15 protein-coding genes and 1 tRNA gene are annotated in these 16,431 nt (G+C 52.0%); 8 read left to right on the top strand and 8 right to left on the bottom strand.

The genetic code is table 11. From position 1 onward, the window contains the following. Positions 1 to 720: 720 nt before the first annotated feature. Complete coding sequence (locus J4E05_RS13840; RefSeq protein WP_349596548.1) at positions 721 to 1,668, bottom strand: D-2-hydroxyacid dehydrogenase family protein; 948 nt, start codon at positions 1,666 to 1,668, stop codon at positions 721 to 723. A gap of 214 nt (positions 1,669 to 1,882) precedes the next feature. Beyond that, positions 1,883 to 3,580 carry a dihydroxyacetone kinase family protein gene (locus J4E05_RS13845; protein WP_349596550.1) on the bottom strand — a complete coding sequence of 566 codons (1,698 nt, stop codon included), beginning with the start codon at positions 3,578 to 3,580 and terminating at the stop codon, positions 1,883 to 1,885. A gap of 331 nt (positions 3,581 to 3,911) precedes the next feature. Here J4E05_RS13845 and J4E05_RS13850 point away from each other — a divergent pair, with 331 nt between their 5' ends. The 3 genes from J4E05_RS13850 to J4E05_RS13860 all read left to right on the top strand — a co-directional run bounded on the left by J4E05_RS13850 (position 3,912) and on the right by J4E05_RS13860 (position 6,526). Then, positions 3,912 to 4,136 carry a hypothetical protein gene (locus J4E05_RS13850; protein WP_349596552.1) on the top strand — a complete coding sequence of 75 codons (225 nt, stop codon included), beginning with the start codon at positions 3,912 to 3,914 and terminating at the stop codon, positions 4,134 to 4,136. Positions 4,137 to 4,394: 258 nt separating this feature from the next. Further along, positions 4,395 to 5,909, top strand: coding sequence for a reverse transcriptase domain-containing protein (locus tag J4E05_RS13855; RefSeq protein WP_349596555.1), 1,515 nt, complete (start codon positions 4,395 to 4,397; stop codon positions 5,907 to 5,909). After that, complete coding sequence (locus J4E05_RS13860; RefSeq protein ID WP_349596557.1) at positions 5,906 to 6,526, top strand: SLATT domain-containing protein; 621 nt, start codon at positions 5,906 to 5,908, stop codon at positions 6,524 to 6,526. Before J4E05_RS13855 ends, J4E05_RS13860 begins: the two co-directional genes overlap by 4 nt. A 296-nt stretch (positions 6,527 to 6,822) precedes the next feature. Here J4E05_RS13860 and J4E05_RS13865 read toward each other — a convergent pair. Further along, positions 6,823 to 6,912: transfer RNA gene (locus J4E05_RS13865), tRNA-Ser, on the bottom strand. 561 nt (positions 6,913 to 7,473) lie between these two features. Here J4E05_RS13865 and rplU point away from each other — a divergent pair. The 4 genes from rplU to proB all read left to right on the top strand — a co-directional run bounded on the left by rplU (position 7,474) and on the right by proB (position 10,395). Beyond that, entirely contained in the window at positions 7,474 to 7,785 is a 312-nt protein-coding gene (gene rplU, locus J4E05_RS13870) for a 50S ribosomal protein L21 (RefSeq protein ID WP_085582812.1), read from the top strand. Positions 7,786 to 7,818: 33 nt separating this feature from the next. Then, positions 7,819 to 8,079, top strand: coding sequence for a 50S ribosomal protein L27 (gene rpmA, locus J4E05_RS13875; RefSeq protein WP_085588136.1), 261 nt, complete (start codon positions 7,819 to 7,821; stop codon positions 8,077 to 8,079). Positions 8,080 to 8,239: 160 nt separating this feature from the next. Then, entirely contained in the window at positions 8,240 to 9,277 is a 1,038-nt protein-coding gene (gene obgE, locus J4E05_RS13880; RefSeq protein ID WP_349596561.1) for a GTPase ObgE, read from the top strand. Next, a complete protein-coding gene (gene proB / locus J4E05_RS13885) occupies positions 9,274 to 10,395 on the top strand; it encodes a glutamate 5-kinase (RefSeq protein ID WP_085588132.1) in 1,122 nt (373 codons plus the stop codon). Before obgE ends, proB begins: the two co-directional genes overlap by 4 nt. A 418-nt stretch (positions 10,396 to 10,813) precedes the next feature. On the opposite strand, the gene J4E05_RS13890 is transcribed toward proB, so the two are convergent. Beyond that, positions 10,814 to 11,446 carry a cysteine hydrolase family protein gene (locus J4E05_RS13890; protein WP_349596564.1) on the bottom strand — a complete coding sequence of 211 codons (633 nt, stop codon included), beginning with the start codon at positions 11,444 to 11,446 and terminating at the stop codon, positions 10,814 to 10,816. Positions 11,447 to 11,563: 117 nt separating this feature from the next. Here J4E05_RS13890 and J4E05_RS13895 point away from each other — a divergent pair, with 117 nt between their 5' ends. Continuing rightward, positions 11,564 to 12,418, top strand: coding sequence for a LysR family transcriptional regulator (locus tag J4E05_RS13895; RefSeq protein ID WP_349596567.1), 855 nt, complete (start codon positions 11,564 to 11,566; stop codon positions 12,416 to 12,418). A gap of 32 nt (positions 12,419 to 12,450) precedes the next feature. Here the strand turns inward: J4E05_RS13895 and J4E05_RS13900 are convergent, their stop codons facing one another. The 4 genes from J4E05_RS13900 to J4E05_RS13915 all read right to left on the bottom strand — a co-directional run bounded on the left by J4E05_RS13900 (position 12,451) and on the right by J4E05_RS13915 (position 16,203). Next, positions 12,451 to 13,080, bottom strand: a complete 630-nt coding sequence (locus tag J4E05_RS13900; protein ID WP_349596570.1) for a nucleoside triphosphate hydrolase — start codon at positions 13,078 to 13,080, stop codon at positions 12,451 to 12,453. Between the two features lie 36 nt (positions 13,081 to 13,116). Next, positions 13,117 to 13,920 (bottom strand): ATP-binding cassette domain-containing protein, encoded by an 804-nt coding sequence (locus J4E05_RS13905; RefSeq protein ID WP_085588124.1) that lies wholly within the window; start codon positions 13,918 to 13,920, stop codon positions 13,117 to 13,119. Continuing rightward, positions 13,917 to 14,999, bottom strand: a complete 1,083-nt coding sequence (locus tag J4E05_RS13910) for an ABC transporter permease (RefSeq protein ID WP_085588122.1) — start codon at positions 14,997 to 14,999, stop codon at positions 13,917 to 13,919. The genes J4E05_RS13905 and J4E05_RS13910 overlap by 4 nt, the downstream gene beginning before the upstream one ends. 172 nt (positions 15,000 to 15,171) lie before the next feature. Next, complete coding sequence (locus J4E05_RS13915; protein WP_085588120.1) at positions 15,172 to 16,203, bottom strand: sugar ABC transporter substrate-binding protein; 1,032 nt, start codon at positions 16,201 to 16,203, stop codon at positions 15,172 to 15,174. Between the last annotated feature and the right edge of the window lie 228 nt (positions 16,204 to 16,431).

Below are 16,431 nucleotides of genomic sequence, written 5' to 3' on the forward strand. Positions count from 1 at the left end.
GGGGCTTCAGGCATAAGTTTTTCGTTTCCATATGGCAGCTATTTTTAATTGCAATGTGGGGAATGAAATTGTGCCGTCAATTCCGCGACAGAAGACTTCCCGTTATTGCAGCTTGTTTGCCGCCATTTTTTCGTTGGTTTGTGTCTCTGGTGTGCCTGATTTGGCGACGGATCGCTAATAGAATGTATGATAATTGGTATAAGAAAATTCTAAGTGTATTACGTTTTGTGAGTTGGCTGTGCTTTTGGCAGAGGGGATAAATGGCAGAATTAAACGGGTTTGCGATGCAAGCAGAACAGACGATGTTTTTCATCACGGATTGTTTTTTATGAAGACACCGGTTTTTCAGGCATCTGATATTGGTGGAATTTTATCTGAAAAAAGAACAGGCAGAAGGTCGGGGTGGGATCGACCTTCTGCCTGTTCATAGGCTTGCGCCAGTAAAGGCTGCATATAAGCTGTCATTCAGCGGGGGCTGGTGCCATGGCAAGCGGGGCCGGTTTTCAATGTCTGGCGTCGACTTCTGACCGGGCGGAGGTCAGGCAGTTCGCACAGACAGAATACCGAAACCGCTGGCGGGGACGTTCCAGTGGCTGTTTGACGACGCGGACCATAACAAGCGGTAAAAAAGCAGGCTATGCGCGTTTGGCGCGCCCCCTATTCTTGATTGGAGAACGCTGATTTAACATTTTGAAATCAAACAATTGTTTGTATGGTTTTTCAGGTGATAACCCGAATTGGTGCCTTGTCCATCCAGGCTAAAATTGCATCAACTGTTTGACCATAAAAGATTTTCCAGGTTTCGCGTGTCACATATCCCAGATGCGGGGTTAACAGCAACCGGTCGCTTTTTCGCAACGGGTGGTCGGCGGGAAGGGGTTCCTGGTCGTAAACGTCGATGCCGGCGCCAGCTATAAGGCCCTTGCTGGTGGCGTCGAGCAGGTCGTCAACATTTATAATTGGCCCGCGTGATGTGTTGACCAAAAAGGCCGACGGTTTCATTTTTTCAAAATCGACCTGGCTGATCAGGTTTACAGTGCGATCTGACAGGCGCTGATGGATGGTGATGAAATCGCTTTGTGCCAACAGCTCATCCTTGCCGGCTTTTTGTACGCCCAGTTCAGTACATCGCTCCGCTGTCAGGTTTTCCGACCACGCCATAACGTTCATGTCAAACGCCTTGGCAATTTGTGCCACCTTGCCGCCCAGTCGGCCCAAACCAATAATGCCAAGGGTTGACCCCGCCAAATCCTGCCCAAGGCCAATCTGCCAGCCGCCGTGCTGCATCGATGCATTCTCTGGCACAATGCCCCGTGCCAAACCTAATATTAGGGCAAAGGTTAGCTCTGGCGTGGCGGTGGACGGGCTTTCGGTACCGCATACGGTGATGCTGTTACGCGTTGCGCCCTCCATATCAATCGCGTCATTGCGCTTGCCGGTGGTCACAATCAGCTTCAGGTTTGAAAGCCGGTCCAGAAGGGAACCGGGCAGCGGGGTGCGCTCGCGCATGATGCACAAAACATCAAACGGTGCCAGACGGGCAACCAGATCATCCTCGTTGGTGATCGTGTCGTGAAAAACGGTAATTTCTGCCTGCTTTTGCAGTTCTGACCAATCGGCCGACTGCAGGGCAAGGTTCTGATAGTCATCAAGAATGGCAATTTTCATGGCTGATCCAGTGTGTTGGACGTTCCTGCCCTTATGAACCGATGAAATCACCCGTTTGTCACGTGTTTTTGCAATCTATTATCAATTGGTGAGGGGGTGCGCGGGATGCCGGGGCATTTTCACCGTGCCAACATCCGGTGGCTTTGGCACGGTGAAAATGCCAAAGCCAGCCAGATGTTGCACAATGTTTGCAGATGTTTGGTGAAATCCGCCGTTACAGATTATCGGCGATTTCCTGCATCCAGATGGCAACGGCAACCGCTCCGCCATCGGGTACGCCAACGGCGCGATCGCCAAGATAACTTGCCCGGCCCAGTTCCGGCGTCATATCGGCGGTGCTGTCTGCCCCCTTGCGGGCGGCATCACAGGCGGCCTGCCAGGCTTCTTTGGCGGGTTTTCCGGCCTTTGTGGCGTCGTTAAAGGCTTTGGCGGCGGGCAGCAGGGCATCGAGCATCGTGCGGTCGCCTTCTTTTGCGCCGCCCAGTTCGGCGATCGCTGTGGCCCCGGTTTCAAAGGCCTCGGCCCATTGGGCCGGGTTTGGTGTGGCTTCATCCTGTAAATGCCGCCCGGCGCGGATCAGGGCGTTGGCATAAAACGGGCCGGAACTACCGGCAATTGCTTTGCGCAGCGCATTGCCCGTGGCAATCAGGGCGGTGGCCGGGGTGGCCCATGCCTTGTTTGGCAGGGCCAAAATGGCATCTGCCCCGCGTTCAAGGCTGGCACCCAAATCTCCATCACCGGCCTTGGTGTCGAGATCGGTCAGGTGGGGTTCTTCGGCTTTCAGTTTTTTGGCAACGGCATGGGCAATGCTTTCAATCTGCTTTGCCTGCGGCCCGGCATCGGGATAGGCGATTTCATCGCTGCTGCCTTTGGGATCGGCGATTTCATGGCGTTTTTGGCTGACGCGGCCCTGTCCTGGCCAGGCGCTGGCCGATGTTGTTGCATCAAGAAGCTTTGTGCGTTCATCATCCAGCTTTAAAAGCGAAAGCGAACAGCCCGGCATATCAAGTGCGCTTAGTAAGGTTCCGCTCCAGACCCGCTCTACTGCAATGCCATTTTCGCGCAAATAGGCGATGGCCCCACGTGCCATTATTGCAAGTTCCAGTGCCGACGTTGCCCCCAGCCCATTGACCAGCAGGGCAACGCGATCAGACTTGGTAATTTTGCGATCCTCGATAATGGTTTTAAGGATGGTTTCGCATAATTCATCGGCACTTGCGATCTTGCGGCGCTCAACGCCTTTTTCACCGTGAATGCCCAGGCCCAGCTCGATTTCGTCTTTATCAAGGGTGAAACCGGCTTCTTTTGCGCCAGGTAGGGTGCAGGCACCTAGTGCGACACCCATGGAGCCAAGCTCGCTTGCGGCCTTGCGAGCAATATCGGCAACTTCGCCAAGGGTTTTGCCCGCAGCGGCCGCTGCCCCGGCAATTTTATGGATCAGCACGGTGCCAGCAATGCCGCGGCGGCGATCCTCGCTGACGGTTTGATGCAGGGAAACATCATCGGCAACGACCACGATTTCAACCGGGATACCTTCGGTTTGCGCCAATTCGGCAGCCAAACCGAAATTCAGCCGGTCGCCGGTATAGTTTTTAACAATCAAAACCGCCCCGACAGGCCCGGCACAGGCGCGAATGGCGTGCAAAACCGCATCGGTTGAGGGGGACGTAAAAACATCACCGGCCACGGCCGCACTCAACATGCCCTTGCCGACATATCCGGCATGGGCCGGTTCATGCCCGCTGCCTCCGCCTGAAATAATCGCAACCGGGCGCTTGTCAGGTTCCGGCAGGTCTGCCTGCAACACCACATTGGCATGCGCCAGCAATGCCAGCCCCTCGGTGCTGTCCACCACCCCTTCAAGCATCTCGCGAACAACATTCTTCGGATTATTGATCAGCTTCTTGGACATGACATCTCACCTGCCTGTTTGTGTTTCCCGTTTAAATCGTTCTTGTGACGAACTTAATCCGGAAATTGCAGATGACCAGTGGGGATATGGATAGGGACCATTCCGGCGGCGAATTTTCGGGACTCGACGGGGTGAATTACAAGCCGCACAGGATTGTATGGACGGTGTCTGCGAAGCCATAATTGTGTCCGCAAGCGCTCTCTCCAACCCGGAGTATATGCGCTAAGTTATTGTGGATGCTTACATATCAGCGTTGCACGATAAAGGGTAGGCAGGTGCACACGATAGGGCCATAAGTCCTGTAACAGATGCACATGAGAGTCTTTAAAAAATGGATTGGGTTCCAATCGCTTTTGGTACGTTCAAGGTCGTGGCACTTTGTGTCGCGATGTTTTTTGCCATTAAATGGCACTACGATCAGGGCAAAAAGGGCGACCGCAAAGCGCTCCTGCGCTCAATCGCCAAAATGTCCGCGCTGTTGATTTTGGCGGCGATTATCGTGGCGATTGTCACCTTCGCCCTTGTTCGCTGGTTGGGGCTGGATATGAGTTATTGAGGGGGCATCGTAAATCTTCTAGGTACGCAGATAGAGGTTTTGGTTTTTATATCCTGTTTTTTTTTTTTGGTTTTATCTGGGGGTATTTATTAGACTGAGGGTTGATTTGCTTTCGATGGGTGTTTAAACTAGATGCATGTGCGCGAAGCACTAGCCAGCGTACAGCAGCTTCACCTTGCGGGATAATGGTGCCAACCGTTGTTCAACTTTGCAACGACCTACTGACTACTGCTGTTCGCTGGCGATATTGGAGACAATATGCTCCTTGTAATCGAGAAGGCTATTGAGGATGAGGCAAAGAAGCGTCTCGCTCGATACTCCCAATCACAATATTATAAACATAAGTATGCCCGTGTGTTCACCAAAAGGACGGGTGTTCAAGCAATAATGAAGCCTCATGAGCTTCCCAATGCTTGGTGCTTTCATAAACATTTTGATCCGCGATATTGCTTGAACCACGCTAAATTTCTTGCGCGAGGTCTCTGGAACAGTCTTAACAGTGGATGTTATACGCCTGTAGAGGCCTTGCGCCGAACTTTTCCTAAGGCCTCTGGCGGAGACCGAATTATCGATGCGTTCAGTGTTCCAGATGCGGTCGTTGCCGCAATCTTTGCGAAAAATCTAATTCGGCGAAATAGTAAGATTTTTTCTGACGCAAGTTATGCCTACCAAGAAGGAAGAACAAACCTTGATGCTATATTAAGAATCAAGGGCATGATTGAAGGTGAAAAAATCTTTGTGTCGCAGTATGATTTTTCAAAATTTTTTGACAGTATTCAACATAATTACTTGTGGGATTCCCTTGCAAAGGATACCGGATTTCTAACTACCAATATGGAAAGAATGGTGTTGTCTTCTGTCATAAGACATTCTTGGAGGAATCTTGATGGTGAAACCGGTGTTCGGACAGTGGGTATTCCTCAGGGTAATAGTATTTCTCTTTTTCTTGCAAATGTAGCTGCGCATTCCTTAGATCGAGATTTAGAAAAGATTAGTGGAACATTTGTTCGTTTCGCAGACGATAGTATTGTTGTAAATTTGAGTTACGAAGATGCATTAAAGACTTCTCAAGCCTACGCGCGATTCTCAGATCGAAGTGGGGTTGCGATTAATAGTAAAAAATCGACTGGCATTAGGATTTTTTCGTCGGTTCCCTGTGAAATGGCTCATGTTACTGATTTTACATTTCTTAGCTATAAGTTTACACCGGATGGTGTTTTTTTAAGCGACAGAATTTTGAAAAACATTAAGCGTAGATGTAGTAAGATAATATATAATAATCTTTTGCTGCATTTGCGCCAGACGCGGAAAATTGCTAAAGGCCGCAGAGGGAAGGGATTTGTGGATTGGGATCTTGTTACTTGCTTGAATGAGCTGCGCCGTTATATCTACGGAGCTAAGCGACAGTCCGTTATTGATGATTTTCTAAAAAACGGCGGTAAAATGGGCCGGATGACAGGTGCAGTTGGATATTTTGCCCTGCTTGAAGAAGGCGAGATATTTCGGAAGCTGGACGGATGGTTGCTGTTCGTGGTTAGGTCCATGTACACGTATCGTGTGACTCTTTTATCCAAAACGAATAAATCAACAAGGGCGTTGAAAGGGTTAAGCGACGCTGAGCTTCTCTCTGGTAATTGGTACAATTTTTCCAAAGTGCCAATGGAAACTTCACTTCCCAGCTTTTATACCGCTTGGCGGGCTGCCAGAAAGAACTTTGCAAAGCATGGCTTGGGGGGGGTAGACTCGACTGGAGAGGGATATGGATACGAATGAGTGATGAGTTGGAATATTATCGCAATCTTGCGACTACTATGTGGAAAACACGGCAGGCACGTTTTGGTGCATCAGCTTCGCTCTCTTTTAAAGATCGTTTTGGCATAGGTACTTCTGCATTTTTGATAATATATATGATCTCCTGGTCAGTTGCTTCATTGGCGTTTCCTGAGTTTTTTACCTCTACAAGAGGGCAAGTTCTTAACGTTATATCAATAATTTCATCAGTTTCACTCCTTGCAATAACTCTAATGGAGTTCGCATTTAGGAGGTCAGTCAAAGCCCAAATTCTCCAGCAGAATGCTCTATCGATTTCGCTTATTATGAGGAAATTGGAAACGGAGTTGGCAACGGCGAACCCGAATTTCGAGTCTTTAAGGCAGTTGGCTTCGGATTACGAACTGCTGAACTTCGAAACCCAAATTAATCACACAGTGCAAGACTTTAAGCGATGGCAATACAGCGTTGCAAGAACTGGCAGCACGATTGAAAATATAATATTTTTTTTTCGTTATCAAGGCTATCGAATATGGTTGTTTTGCTCTTCTATGTTCGTTTACATCGCTCTATGTGCACTTGTCATCGGTGTAACGGTTTGGTGTGCTTTAGGGCTCTAGAAATAATTTTTTATTGCGGAGCTGAAAGAGTGATTCTTGTGTTGGGGCGTGCCGGGTTGACGAAAGTTGAAACTTTCTCCGAAGGTTGCTTGGCTGTTAACCCTGATTTATCCAAGGTTTTTGAGAAATGAGTTGTCTTCGGAAATTAGCACAAAGGCTGTGATCAATTAGAAAGCTGAAGCCGACGATAGTCTGAGCGTAATTACAACTAACAATTAAGCTTGTCGCTTGTTATTTCATTTCAGGCTTGGGGTGTTAAAGCCTGAGTACTATTATTAGAAATATCGATCATGAAATGGCGGAGAGGGTGGGATTCGAACCCACGGTACTATTGCTAGTACAACGGTTTTCGAGACCGCCCCGTTCGACCACTCCGGCACCTCTCCGCATGTGTGGTCTGGCGTTCGAGGCGCTGTTTAACGGTCTGTGCGTCATATTGCAAGAGGGAAAACGCAAAACGTTTTATTTGTGTGCGGAATTTGTCGTCCTGGCGGGTTTCTCGCCAGAATGTACCGGGCCGGTGGCTGTGTTTTGCCTGTGCTGCGGCGTCCGGATTATTTCCATACTTAATATATAGGGCAATGGGGCAGATAACGGGACAGATACGGTTGCGGTCTTAAATCGGCGGACGCCATGCAGGCTGTGGGCGGGGGCTTTTTCTTGGGGATGAGGTCCTGTTTGTCGATACACAGGAGTCGGAGGGGGAGTGCCGACAGTGATAAACACTGTGAGAAGGCTTTAAGGTTTTATCGCGCTGATGTTGAACAATGCAGGCTTGCCATGCGTGCCAAACAGGGCCGTATGGCGCGGATTGCCCGCTTTGGAGTTGACATTTGAGGGTGGAGACGGTAATTCACCCGTCTCTCGCAGCGGTCCGGTCTCAGTTTGCAGCGACACCGGTCTGCGCGTTTGCGTTTCCGAAGTCTTTTATTCAGGAACTATATTCGATGTATGCAATCATCAAAACTGGTGGCAAGCAATATAAGGTTGCCGCCAACGACGTTATCAAGGTCGAAAAGATCGCTGCCCAAGCTGGTGAAACCGTGACCCTGGATCAGGTTCTCATGGTGGCTGGCGACGGTGCGCCGCAGGTTGGTGCTCCGTTGGTCTCTGGTGCTTCTGTTGTTGCAGAAGTTCTCGAACAGGCCAAGGGCGACAAAGTGATCGTTTTCAAGAAAAAGCGCCGGCACAATTACCGTCGCAAAAATGGTCATCGCCAGAACCTGACCGTTCTGCGCATCACGGGCATCAACGTCTGATTTTCAGACGGATGCAGGTTTTAGGAGGGTTTCATGGCTCATAAAAAAGCTGGTGGTAGCTCCCGTAACGGTCGCGACTCCGAAGGTCGGCGCCTCGGCGTTAAGAAATTCGGCGGCCAAGCGGTTGTTGCAGGTAACATTCTCGTACGTCAGCGTGGCACAAAATTCCATGCGGGCGAAAATGTTGGCCTCGCCAAAGACCATACCTTGTTTGCAACTGCGGGCGGTAGCGTTCAGTTCAAGTCAGGTTTCAAAGGTCGTACCTATGTGAACATCATTCCGGCAGAGGCGTAAGCCTCCCGTTCCGGACACGATGTGTCAAGAATTTGCAGGGGAGGAATGAGCAATCATTCCTCCCCTGTTTTATATGTTTCAGGCAAAATAATGCCGGGTGCGGATAGCCGCACGGCATTGGGGAAATACCCCCGGACGAATTGATCCCAAAGGACTGGTTATGAAGTTTCTCGACGAAGCAAAAATTCATGTGCAAAGCGGCCGCGGCGGCGCAGGAGCGGTGAGCTTCCGGCGGGAAAAATTCATTGAATATGGCGGTCCCGATGGCGGCGATGGCGGTCGGGGTGGTGACATTATTGTTGAAGCCGTTGATAACCTGAACACCTTGATTGATTTTCGTTATCAGCAGCATTTCAAAGCCCAGATTGGTATGCATGGCATGGGCCGTAACCGCACTGGTCCGGCCGGTAAATCAGTGACGATCAAGGTGCCGGTGGGCACCCAGATTTTGGCGGATGACCGCGAAACCGTTATCCTTGATATGCTTGAAGCCGGGCAAAGCATTGTTTTGTGCCGGGGCGGTGATGGGGGCCGGGGCAATACCCATTTCAAATCATCGACCAACCAGGCCCCGCGGCGCGCCGAAGAAGGCTGGCCGAACGAGGAAATGTCGGTTTGGCTGCGTCTTAAGCTGATTGCCGATGCCGGGCTTGTCGGCCTTCCCAATGCCGGGAAATCAACTTTCCTGGCGGCATCATCTGCTGCCCGGCCAAAAATTGCCGATTATCCCTTTACCACCCTGCATCCGCAGTTAGGTGTGGTCGAGGTTGATGACAATGAATTCGTGCTGGCCGATATCCCCGGCCTGATCGAGGGGGCATCGGAAGGCAAGGGCATTGGCACGCGCTTTTTGGGCCATATCGAACGCTGCGAAGTGCTGTTGCACCTGATTGATTGCGCGGAAGAAGACCCGGTTGCAACCTATCGCACTGTGCGCGAGGAACTTGATAACTACGCCGATATTCTGGTTGATAAACCCGAAGTTATTGCCTTGTCCAAGGCCGACACGCTGTTGCCTGAAATGGTGGAAGAACAGCGTGAGATTTTGGAAAAAGGGATCGGTAAAAAGGTTTATATCGTTTCCGGTGCCACCGGGCAGGGTGTGAAAGACGTTCATCGCCAATTGCGCAAGCATATTGTCGAAGAGCGTGAACACCGGGCGATGGAAAACGCCGAATTTAAAGGGTTCCAGCCTTGAGCCTTGGCGACGCAAAACGACTGATTGTTAAAGTTGGCTCGGCCTTGCTGGTGGATGAAACCACCGGCAAGCTGCGTCGCGCCTGGCTGGAAGCCCTGGCCGATGATATTGCCGCCCTGCGGGAGCGCGGCACCGAAGTTATCATTGTTTCCAGCGGGGCCATTGCCATGGGGCGTCGCCTGTTGGGGCTGGATCACCGCACCATCAGCCTGGCTGATAAACAGGCTGCCGCCGCCACCGGGCAGATTTCGCTGTCGCAAGTATGGCAGGAAGCCCTGCATCGCAATGGCCTGATCATGGCGCAGGTTTTGGTAACACTGGAAGATATGGAATCGCGCCAGCGTTACCTGAATGCGCGTGGCACGTTAAATGCGTTGCTTGATCGCGGGGCCATCCCGCTGATCAATGAAAACGACACTGTTGCCACGGCTGAAATCCGTTTTGGCGATAATGATCGGCTGGCGGCGAAGGTCGCGCACATGATTTCGGCGGATATGCTGGTGTTGCTGTCTGACATTGACGGGCTTTATACCGCTGATCCGCGCAAAAACCCCGATGCCAAATTGATCCCCGAGGTGGGCGAGCTAACCCCGGAAATTATGAGCATGGCCGGTTCAGCACCGACAATGTATAGCTCTGGCGGCATGGTTACCAAATTGCTGGCTGCCGAGATTGCCATGAAATCCGGCTGCCGGATGATGATCGCGCGGGGCACGATTTATCATCCGCTAAAAGCCCAGCTTGACGGCGGGTTACACACTTTGTTCACGCCATCGGAAACACCGCTTGCAGCACGGCGTCACTGGATTGCAACGTCGCTTTCGGCGCGTGGGGCCATTGTGATCGATGCCGGTGCGGTTAAGGCCTTGCGGGCGGGAAAAAACCTGCTGGCACCGGGGATTACCACTTTGCAGGGCAGTTTCAAGCAGGGTGATGCTGTGCGTGTACTTGATTGTGACGGACACGAAGTGGCGCGTGGGCTTTCGGCTTATTCCGCCGAGGAAACCCGCCAGTTGTTGGGACATAACAGCCACGACATCGAACCTATTTTGGGCTATAGCCGCGGTAATGCCATTATTCATTCCGACGATCTGGTGCTGGCCGAAAATCAGGCATAATTTCAGCGTCCCAAGGGTAAGCATTTGACAGCGGATAAAATGACTGGCGTTTGCGCAGGTTGATCCTGAACCGGATGCTTCCCTTGCGGTACGATCATTCTATCTTTGCTGGGTGATGTAGGGTGCCGCTGTTGTCTTTACATGGCGCCCGCATATCTTTGGATTTGGCTTGAAAATTGCCTGCCTGACAAGGTGCCGCCAGTTAAGGTATCGCACCTGAAATCCGGCATTTCCTGCCAGGGCTGCGCTTCCCTAAAATTTAGATTTTCCCGTAATAACAGTCAGGGTTGGCGGTTTGAACATGGGTGTTTTCGGTATCTGCGCGCTGTTGGTTTGGCGTGTCTGAAACGGGATGTCAGGCAGGATCGCTATCCTGTAAGGGCTTTACAAGATAGCGATCGCATAACCTTGGGGCTTGTTACCCGGCATCAATAATTTGTGCCGTGGTGGCAATTGCGGCGAAAATGTCGGCCAGCATTGCAAGTTCCGCCTGATGCAGGGTGCTGGCAGGCATGGTATCTGGCGCGGTTGTCGGAGCAAGGGCTGCGACGCTGGCAGGTATTGGAAGGGCGCGGGTGGCGCTGGCATCGCTGGCAACGGTAACACCATATCCGGCTTGATGGGCCATGCGGGCTGTGGTTGAAACGCATAGATGGGTCATGAACCCGGCCAGAACCACATTTTTAGTTGCCGTTTTTTGCAGGGTTTCGTGCAGGTTGGTGTTTCCAAATGAATTGGGTACATGCTTGGTAATAATCGTTTCACCCGGCACGGGGGCAACTTCATCCATGATATCGACAAGGCGGCTATCGGGGTTAAAGACAGCCGCACCCGGCGCACTGTGATGAACAACATGAATAACTGTGCCACCGCTTTTGCGCCAGTGTGCCAGCAGTCGGACTGCATTTGTCAAGGCAGCGTCTAATGCGTCAAGTTCAAGTGCGCCCCTGCGGTATTCCTCCTGGGCATCAATCAGGATAAGGGCAGCATTATTTGCATTTCCAATAGCCGGTGTAACACCCGATAACGACAATAATGTTTGAGCAGACATGAATGCTTTCCTGTGTGGTGTGCGGTAGGGTGATGCCACTATGGGGCTGCGAATTTGCAATTAAAATATGCATTTTTTCGGTTATGATCTGCGTTAATGCAGGTATGGGGTTGAGGGATGCATACGCCAGACTGGGAAGGCCTTAAGACATTTGTGGTTTTATGTCGGGCTGGAAACATGAGTGCCGCTGCCCGCGAACTGGGCATTAACCAGACAACGGTCAGTCGCCGTATTGCCCGGCTGGAAGATATGCTGGGTTACACGGTGTTGCAGCGGGGAAATGGCAGTATGGCCCCAACGCAAAAGGCTGCTTCCCTATTGGCAATGGCGCAGGAAATGGAAGCAAATGTTGCCGGGTTCATGGGGATGGAACCCGATACACAGCCAGCACTTGCCGAACTTGCCGGAACAGTGCGGGTCACGTCGGTGGATGCATTGCTTGAGGGGGTGCTGGTTCCGGCATTTGCCGATTTTTGCCATCGCCATCCCGGTGTGCAACTTGACCTTAGCGGTGGTAATCGTAACCTCAATGTTGCCCGGCGCGAAACGGATTTGGCACTTCGTCTGGCAAGGCCGGAAAGCGGCGCGTTTCGTGCGCGTCGGGTGGGTACACTAAAATTTGGCATTTATGGCACCCGTGCCGACATGAACCCGGTAACGGCAAACTGGATTGACCTGATGGACGGGTTTGCCGACAAACCGGAACAGCAATGGTTAAACCGGCATTTTGCAGGTCGCCGCATTGTTGGCCGGGCCAATCGGTCGGCGATGATGGGGCAGATGGCCGTGCAAGCAGAGTGCTGTTGTTTGTTACCAGGCTGTGTCGGCGACCAGGTTTCCGGTTTGTATCGGTTAAACACGTACCAGGTAACAGCGTACCGAGAGGTTTGGTTGCTGGTGCATCAGGACATGGCCCATCTTGCCCATGTGCGGGCAGTGATGAACTGGATCATCGGGTTGATGCGGCACTGAAGCCTGCCGGGTTTGGCTATTGATGGCGGGGGTCAGGTTGCGGATGGCAAGGTATGGTCGGCCGTTTTGCTTTGGCTTTGGACAAGGCGGGCATTGGGGATGTCATTATCAAGCGCCCGGCGGGTTGCTATGGCGTGCTCAAAACCATGATCGATCCAGCGGGTGATCAGGCGCTGTTCCAATGTTGCAATAGGAACATCAAGAAACAGGGTTAAATTAAACAGCGGGGCAAGTCTGTTCCAGGGTGGTTGTTCCAGTAACAGATAGTTTCCTTCGATCAGGACGGTACGGTGATGACGGGATATGCACCGGGCGGAACCGCGTGAAAGTTCCAGCTGGCGATCAAAAACCGGTACATAAATATCATCGTTATTGGCACGCAGGGCGGTAAGGCAGCGGGCAAAACCGCCAACATCAAATGTGTGCGGCGCACCTTTGCGGGCCAGATCGCCACGGGCGCGTAAAATGGCATCATCAAAATGAAAACCATCCATTGGTACGATGGCCACCCCGGCTTCATCACCCCCCAGATGGTGATGAAGCCGTTCGGACAGGGTTGATTTGCCCGAAGCAGGGGCGCCAGCGATTGCAACCATCAGACGGGTGTTTTCCGTCTGGCGGGCAGCAATAAGGGAAGCAATATGATCAAGGTCGTGATGCATTTTTCTGGGGAAATTCCGAAATTCCGGGTTTGTATTTCAGGCTGTTGCGACCGCTGATGTTTCCGGGGCCTCAAGTGCGCCGGTCATGAAGGCAACCGCATCTGACATGGTGTAATCATCGGGTTTGATGGTACAAAGGCGTTTGCCCAGCCTGTGAATGTGAATGCGATCAGCTACTTCAAACACGTGGGGCATATTGTGCGAAATCAGCACAATCGGCATCCCGCGCGACCGCACATCCTGTATCAGTTCCAGCACCCGGCGGCTTTCCTTAACGCCAAGGGCGGCGGTGGGTTCATCCATGATTACCACGCGTGAACCAAAGGCCGCGGCCCGGGCAACTGCCACCCCCTGGCGCTGCCCGCCCGACAGGGTTTCCACCGCCTGATTGATGTTTTGAATGGTCATCAAACCCAGTTCGGTAAGTTTTTCTCGCGCGATGCGTTGCATGGCCGGGTGGTCCAGCATTTTAAGGAACTTGCCAGCAAAGCCAGGGCGGCGAATTTCACGGCCCATAAACATGTTATCGGCAATCGACAGGGCCGGTGACAGGGCCAATGTCTGGTAAACCGTTTCAATCCCCGCTTCACGGGCATCCATTGGTGATGAAAAATCAACCGGTTTGCCTTCCAGGCGAATTTCACCTTCATCAAGCGAAATCGCACCGGACAAAGCCTTGATCAGGGATGACTTGCCAGCACCGTTATCGCCAATCACGGCTAGGATTTCGCCGGGATAAAGGTCAAAATCAGCATTATCAAGGGCGGTGACGCGGCCATAACGTTTCACCAGGCCACGCCCGGACAGAACCGGCTGGGGGGAAGGAGATGTCGTGTTCATGACGATACCTTTCTGATCCACTGGTCAATCGCAACGGCAATGATGGTGAGCCAGCCAATGGCAAACAACTGCCACAGCACATCGACCCCAACCATGCGCAGGCCGGAATTAAACACACCCACAATCAGCGCGCCAATCAACGGCCCGGCAATGGAACCACGTCCGCCAAACAGCGAAATGCCCCCGATCACCACAGCGGTAATGGACTGCAAATTGGCTTCCTGAAAACTTTGTGGCGAAACAGACCCGACACGCCCGATTGAGGCCCAGCCACCAATGGCACATACCACACCAGCCAGAATATAAACCGATATCAGCGTACGGTTGGTGCGAATGCCGGAAAGTTCGGCAGATTCCTTGTCATCGCCAATGGCATAAACATGCCGACCCCAGGCGGTATGGTTCAACATGAACCAAAGAACGGCAAAAATCGCCAGCATCAGGATGGACCCATAGGTAATCCGGGCGCCCCCAATGGCGATGGTTTCACCAAACAGTTTTAACAGCGGGGCGATTTCATCAAGGGTCTGGCTGCGAATGGATTGGGCATTTGAAAGCCACAGGTTAAGGGCAAAGAAAATGTTCCATGACCCCAGGGTGACAATAAACGGGGGCAGCTTTATCCGTGTTACGAGAAAGCCGTTCATGCCGCCCGCCAGCGCACCTCCGCCAAAACCGATCAGGATGGCAAGCGGCGTTGGGATGCCGGCTGAAACGGCAAGCTGGCCCATCACCACCGACATTAAAACCATGATTGCACCAACCGAAAGATCAATCCCGGCGGTTAAAATCACAAGGCTTTGGGCGGCTGCCAGAATGCCAATAATTGATACCTGCTGAACAATCAGCGACAGGTTGAACGGCGAGAAAAATTTGGGTCCGGCCAGTGCGCCAAAAATGATGATTGATAAAATCAGCACAATGACCGGGATCATTGTGGGATGACCATGCAACAGATGCTGGGCTGATTGCAGAAAAGAGCGTTTATGTGGCGTGAATGCTGCAACATTTTTGTCGCTGCGCCCCAATGTGTCTTCAAATTCCTGCTGCTTGCGTGGCGTACGGGTGTCGTCGCTCATCGCTTCCTCCGGGGCCCTGTTATCTTGCCTGCGCCAGATGTGTGGGACACGGGGCGCTTTGGCTGGTTCCCCCGGTTTTCAGGGGCAGGGCCGTTTGACATGGTAAGGATTTAGGTGTGCGGGTTCGGGGCGGGCACTGCCCGCCCCGAAGCATTTTGCTACCAGTTCGCGATTAACCCCAGCAGCGATCCAGACCTTCTTTAACGCTGATCGATTCAACGCCGTCTACCGGCTGGTCTGTGACCAGATTAACGCCGGTATTCACAAAATTCAGGCCGTCACTGTTTTTCGGTTTTTCACCCGAATCCGCCCATGCCTTGATGGCTTCGATTCCTTTGGATGCCATCAAAAGCGGATATTGCTGTGATGTGGCACCGATAACGCCGTCTTTTACGTTCTCGACGCCGGGGCAACCGCCATCAACCGAAACAATTAAAACACCATCCTGCATGCCAAAGGATTTAAGGGCTTCATATGCCCCAGCGGCGGCCGGTTCGTTAATGGTGTAAACCACATTGATACCGGAATCGCGCTGTAACAAATTCTCAAGCGCCTTGCGGCCGCCTTCTTCGTTGCCGCTGGTTACGTCATGGCCAACGATACGGTCATCGTCTTCATCGCCAATTTTGTTTTCGTCTTTAATATCAATGCCAAAACCCTTCATAAAGCCCTGGTCGCGCAGCACATCAACCGATGGCGCGCTTGCCGAAAGGTCAAGAAAGGCGATTTTGGCTTCGTCGGCCTTGTCGCCCATTTTGGCCTTGGCCCATTCGCCAATCAGTTCGCCTGCCTTGAAATTGTCGGTGGCAAAGGTGGCATCGGCAGCATCGATCGGTTCTAGCGGGGTATCAAGCGCGATAACCAGAATACCGGCATCGCGGGCTTTTTTAACCACTGGCACAATCGCCTTGGTGTCCGATGCTGTTAACATGATGCCTTTGGCACCCGATGCGATGCACGATTCAATCGCCTGCACCTGAGTTTCATGGTCGCCATCAATTTTGCCGGCATAGGTCGAAAGATTGATGCCCAGTTCCTTTGCCTTGGCTGTCGCGCCTTCTTTCATTTTCACGAAAAACGGGTTGATGTCGGTTTTGGTGACCAGGCAGGCACCAATTTCGTCGGCTTTGGCCTGATGAACGGGCAGGGCGGCAATCGAAAGGGCAAGCGCACCAAGGGTTGCGCCAAGAAGTGCTTTTTTCATCTGTTTCCTCCCAGGGATTTCCCTGATTTAAGCGGCATTTCGCCAATTATTGACCTCGACGACGCCCGTGGCTGCTATTTTTTGCAACCTTGAATGGGGCTGTCTGGCTCTACACCACACCAAAATCAAATCGCTGTCAATTAATAAATCCATTTGATTTATTAATTAGAATTGACGATCTTGTATCCCATAATGAAAAAGGCGAAAGTGCCGCATGGGAGGACACAA

This window comes from Thalassospira sp. NFXS8, from assembly GCF_040148805.1.
Lineage (GTDB): Bacteria > Pseudomonadota > Alphaproteobacteria > Rhodospirillales > Thalassospiraceae > Thalassospira.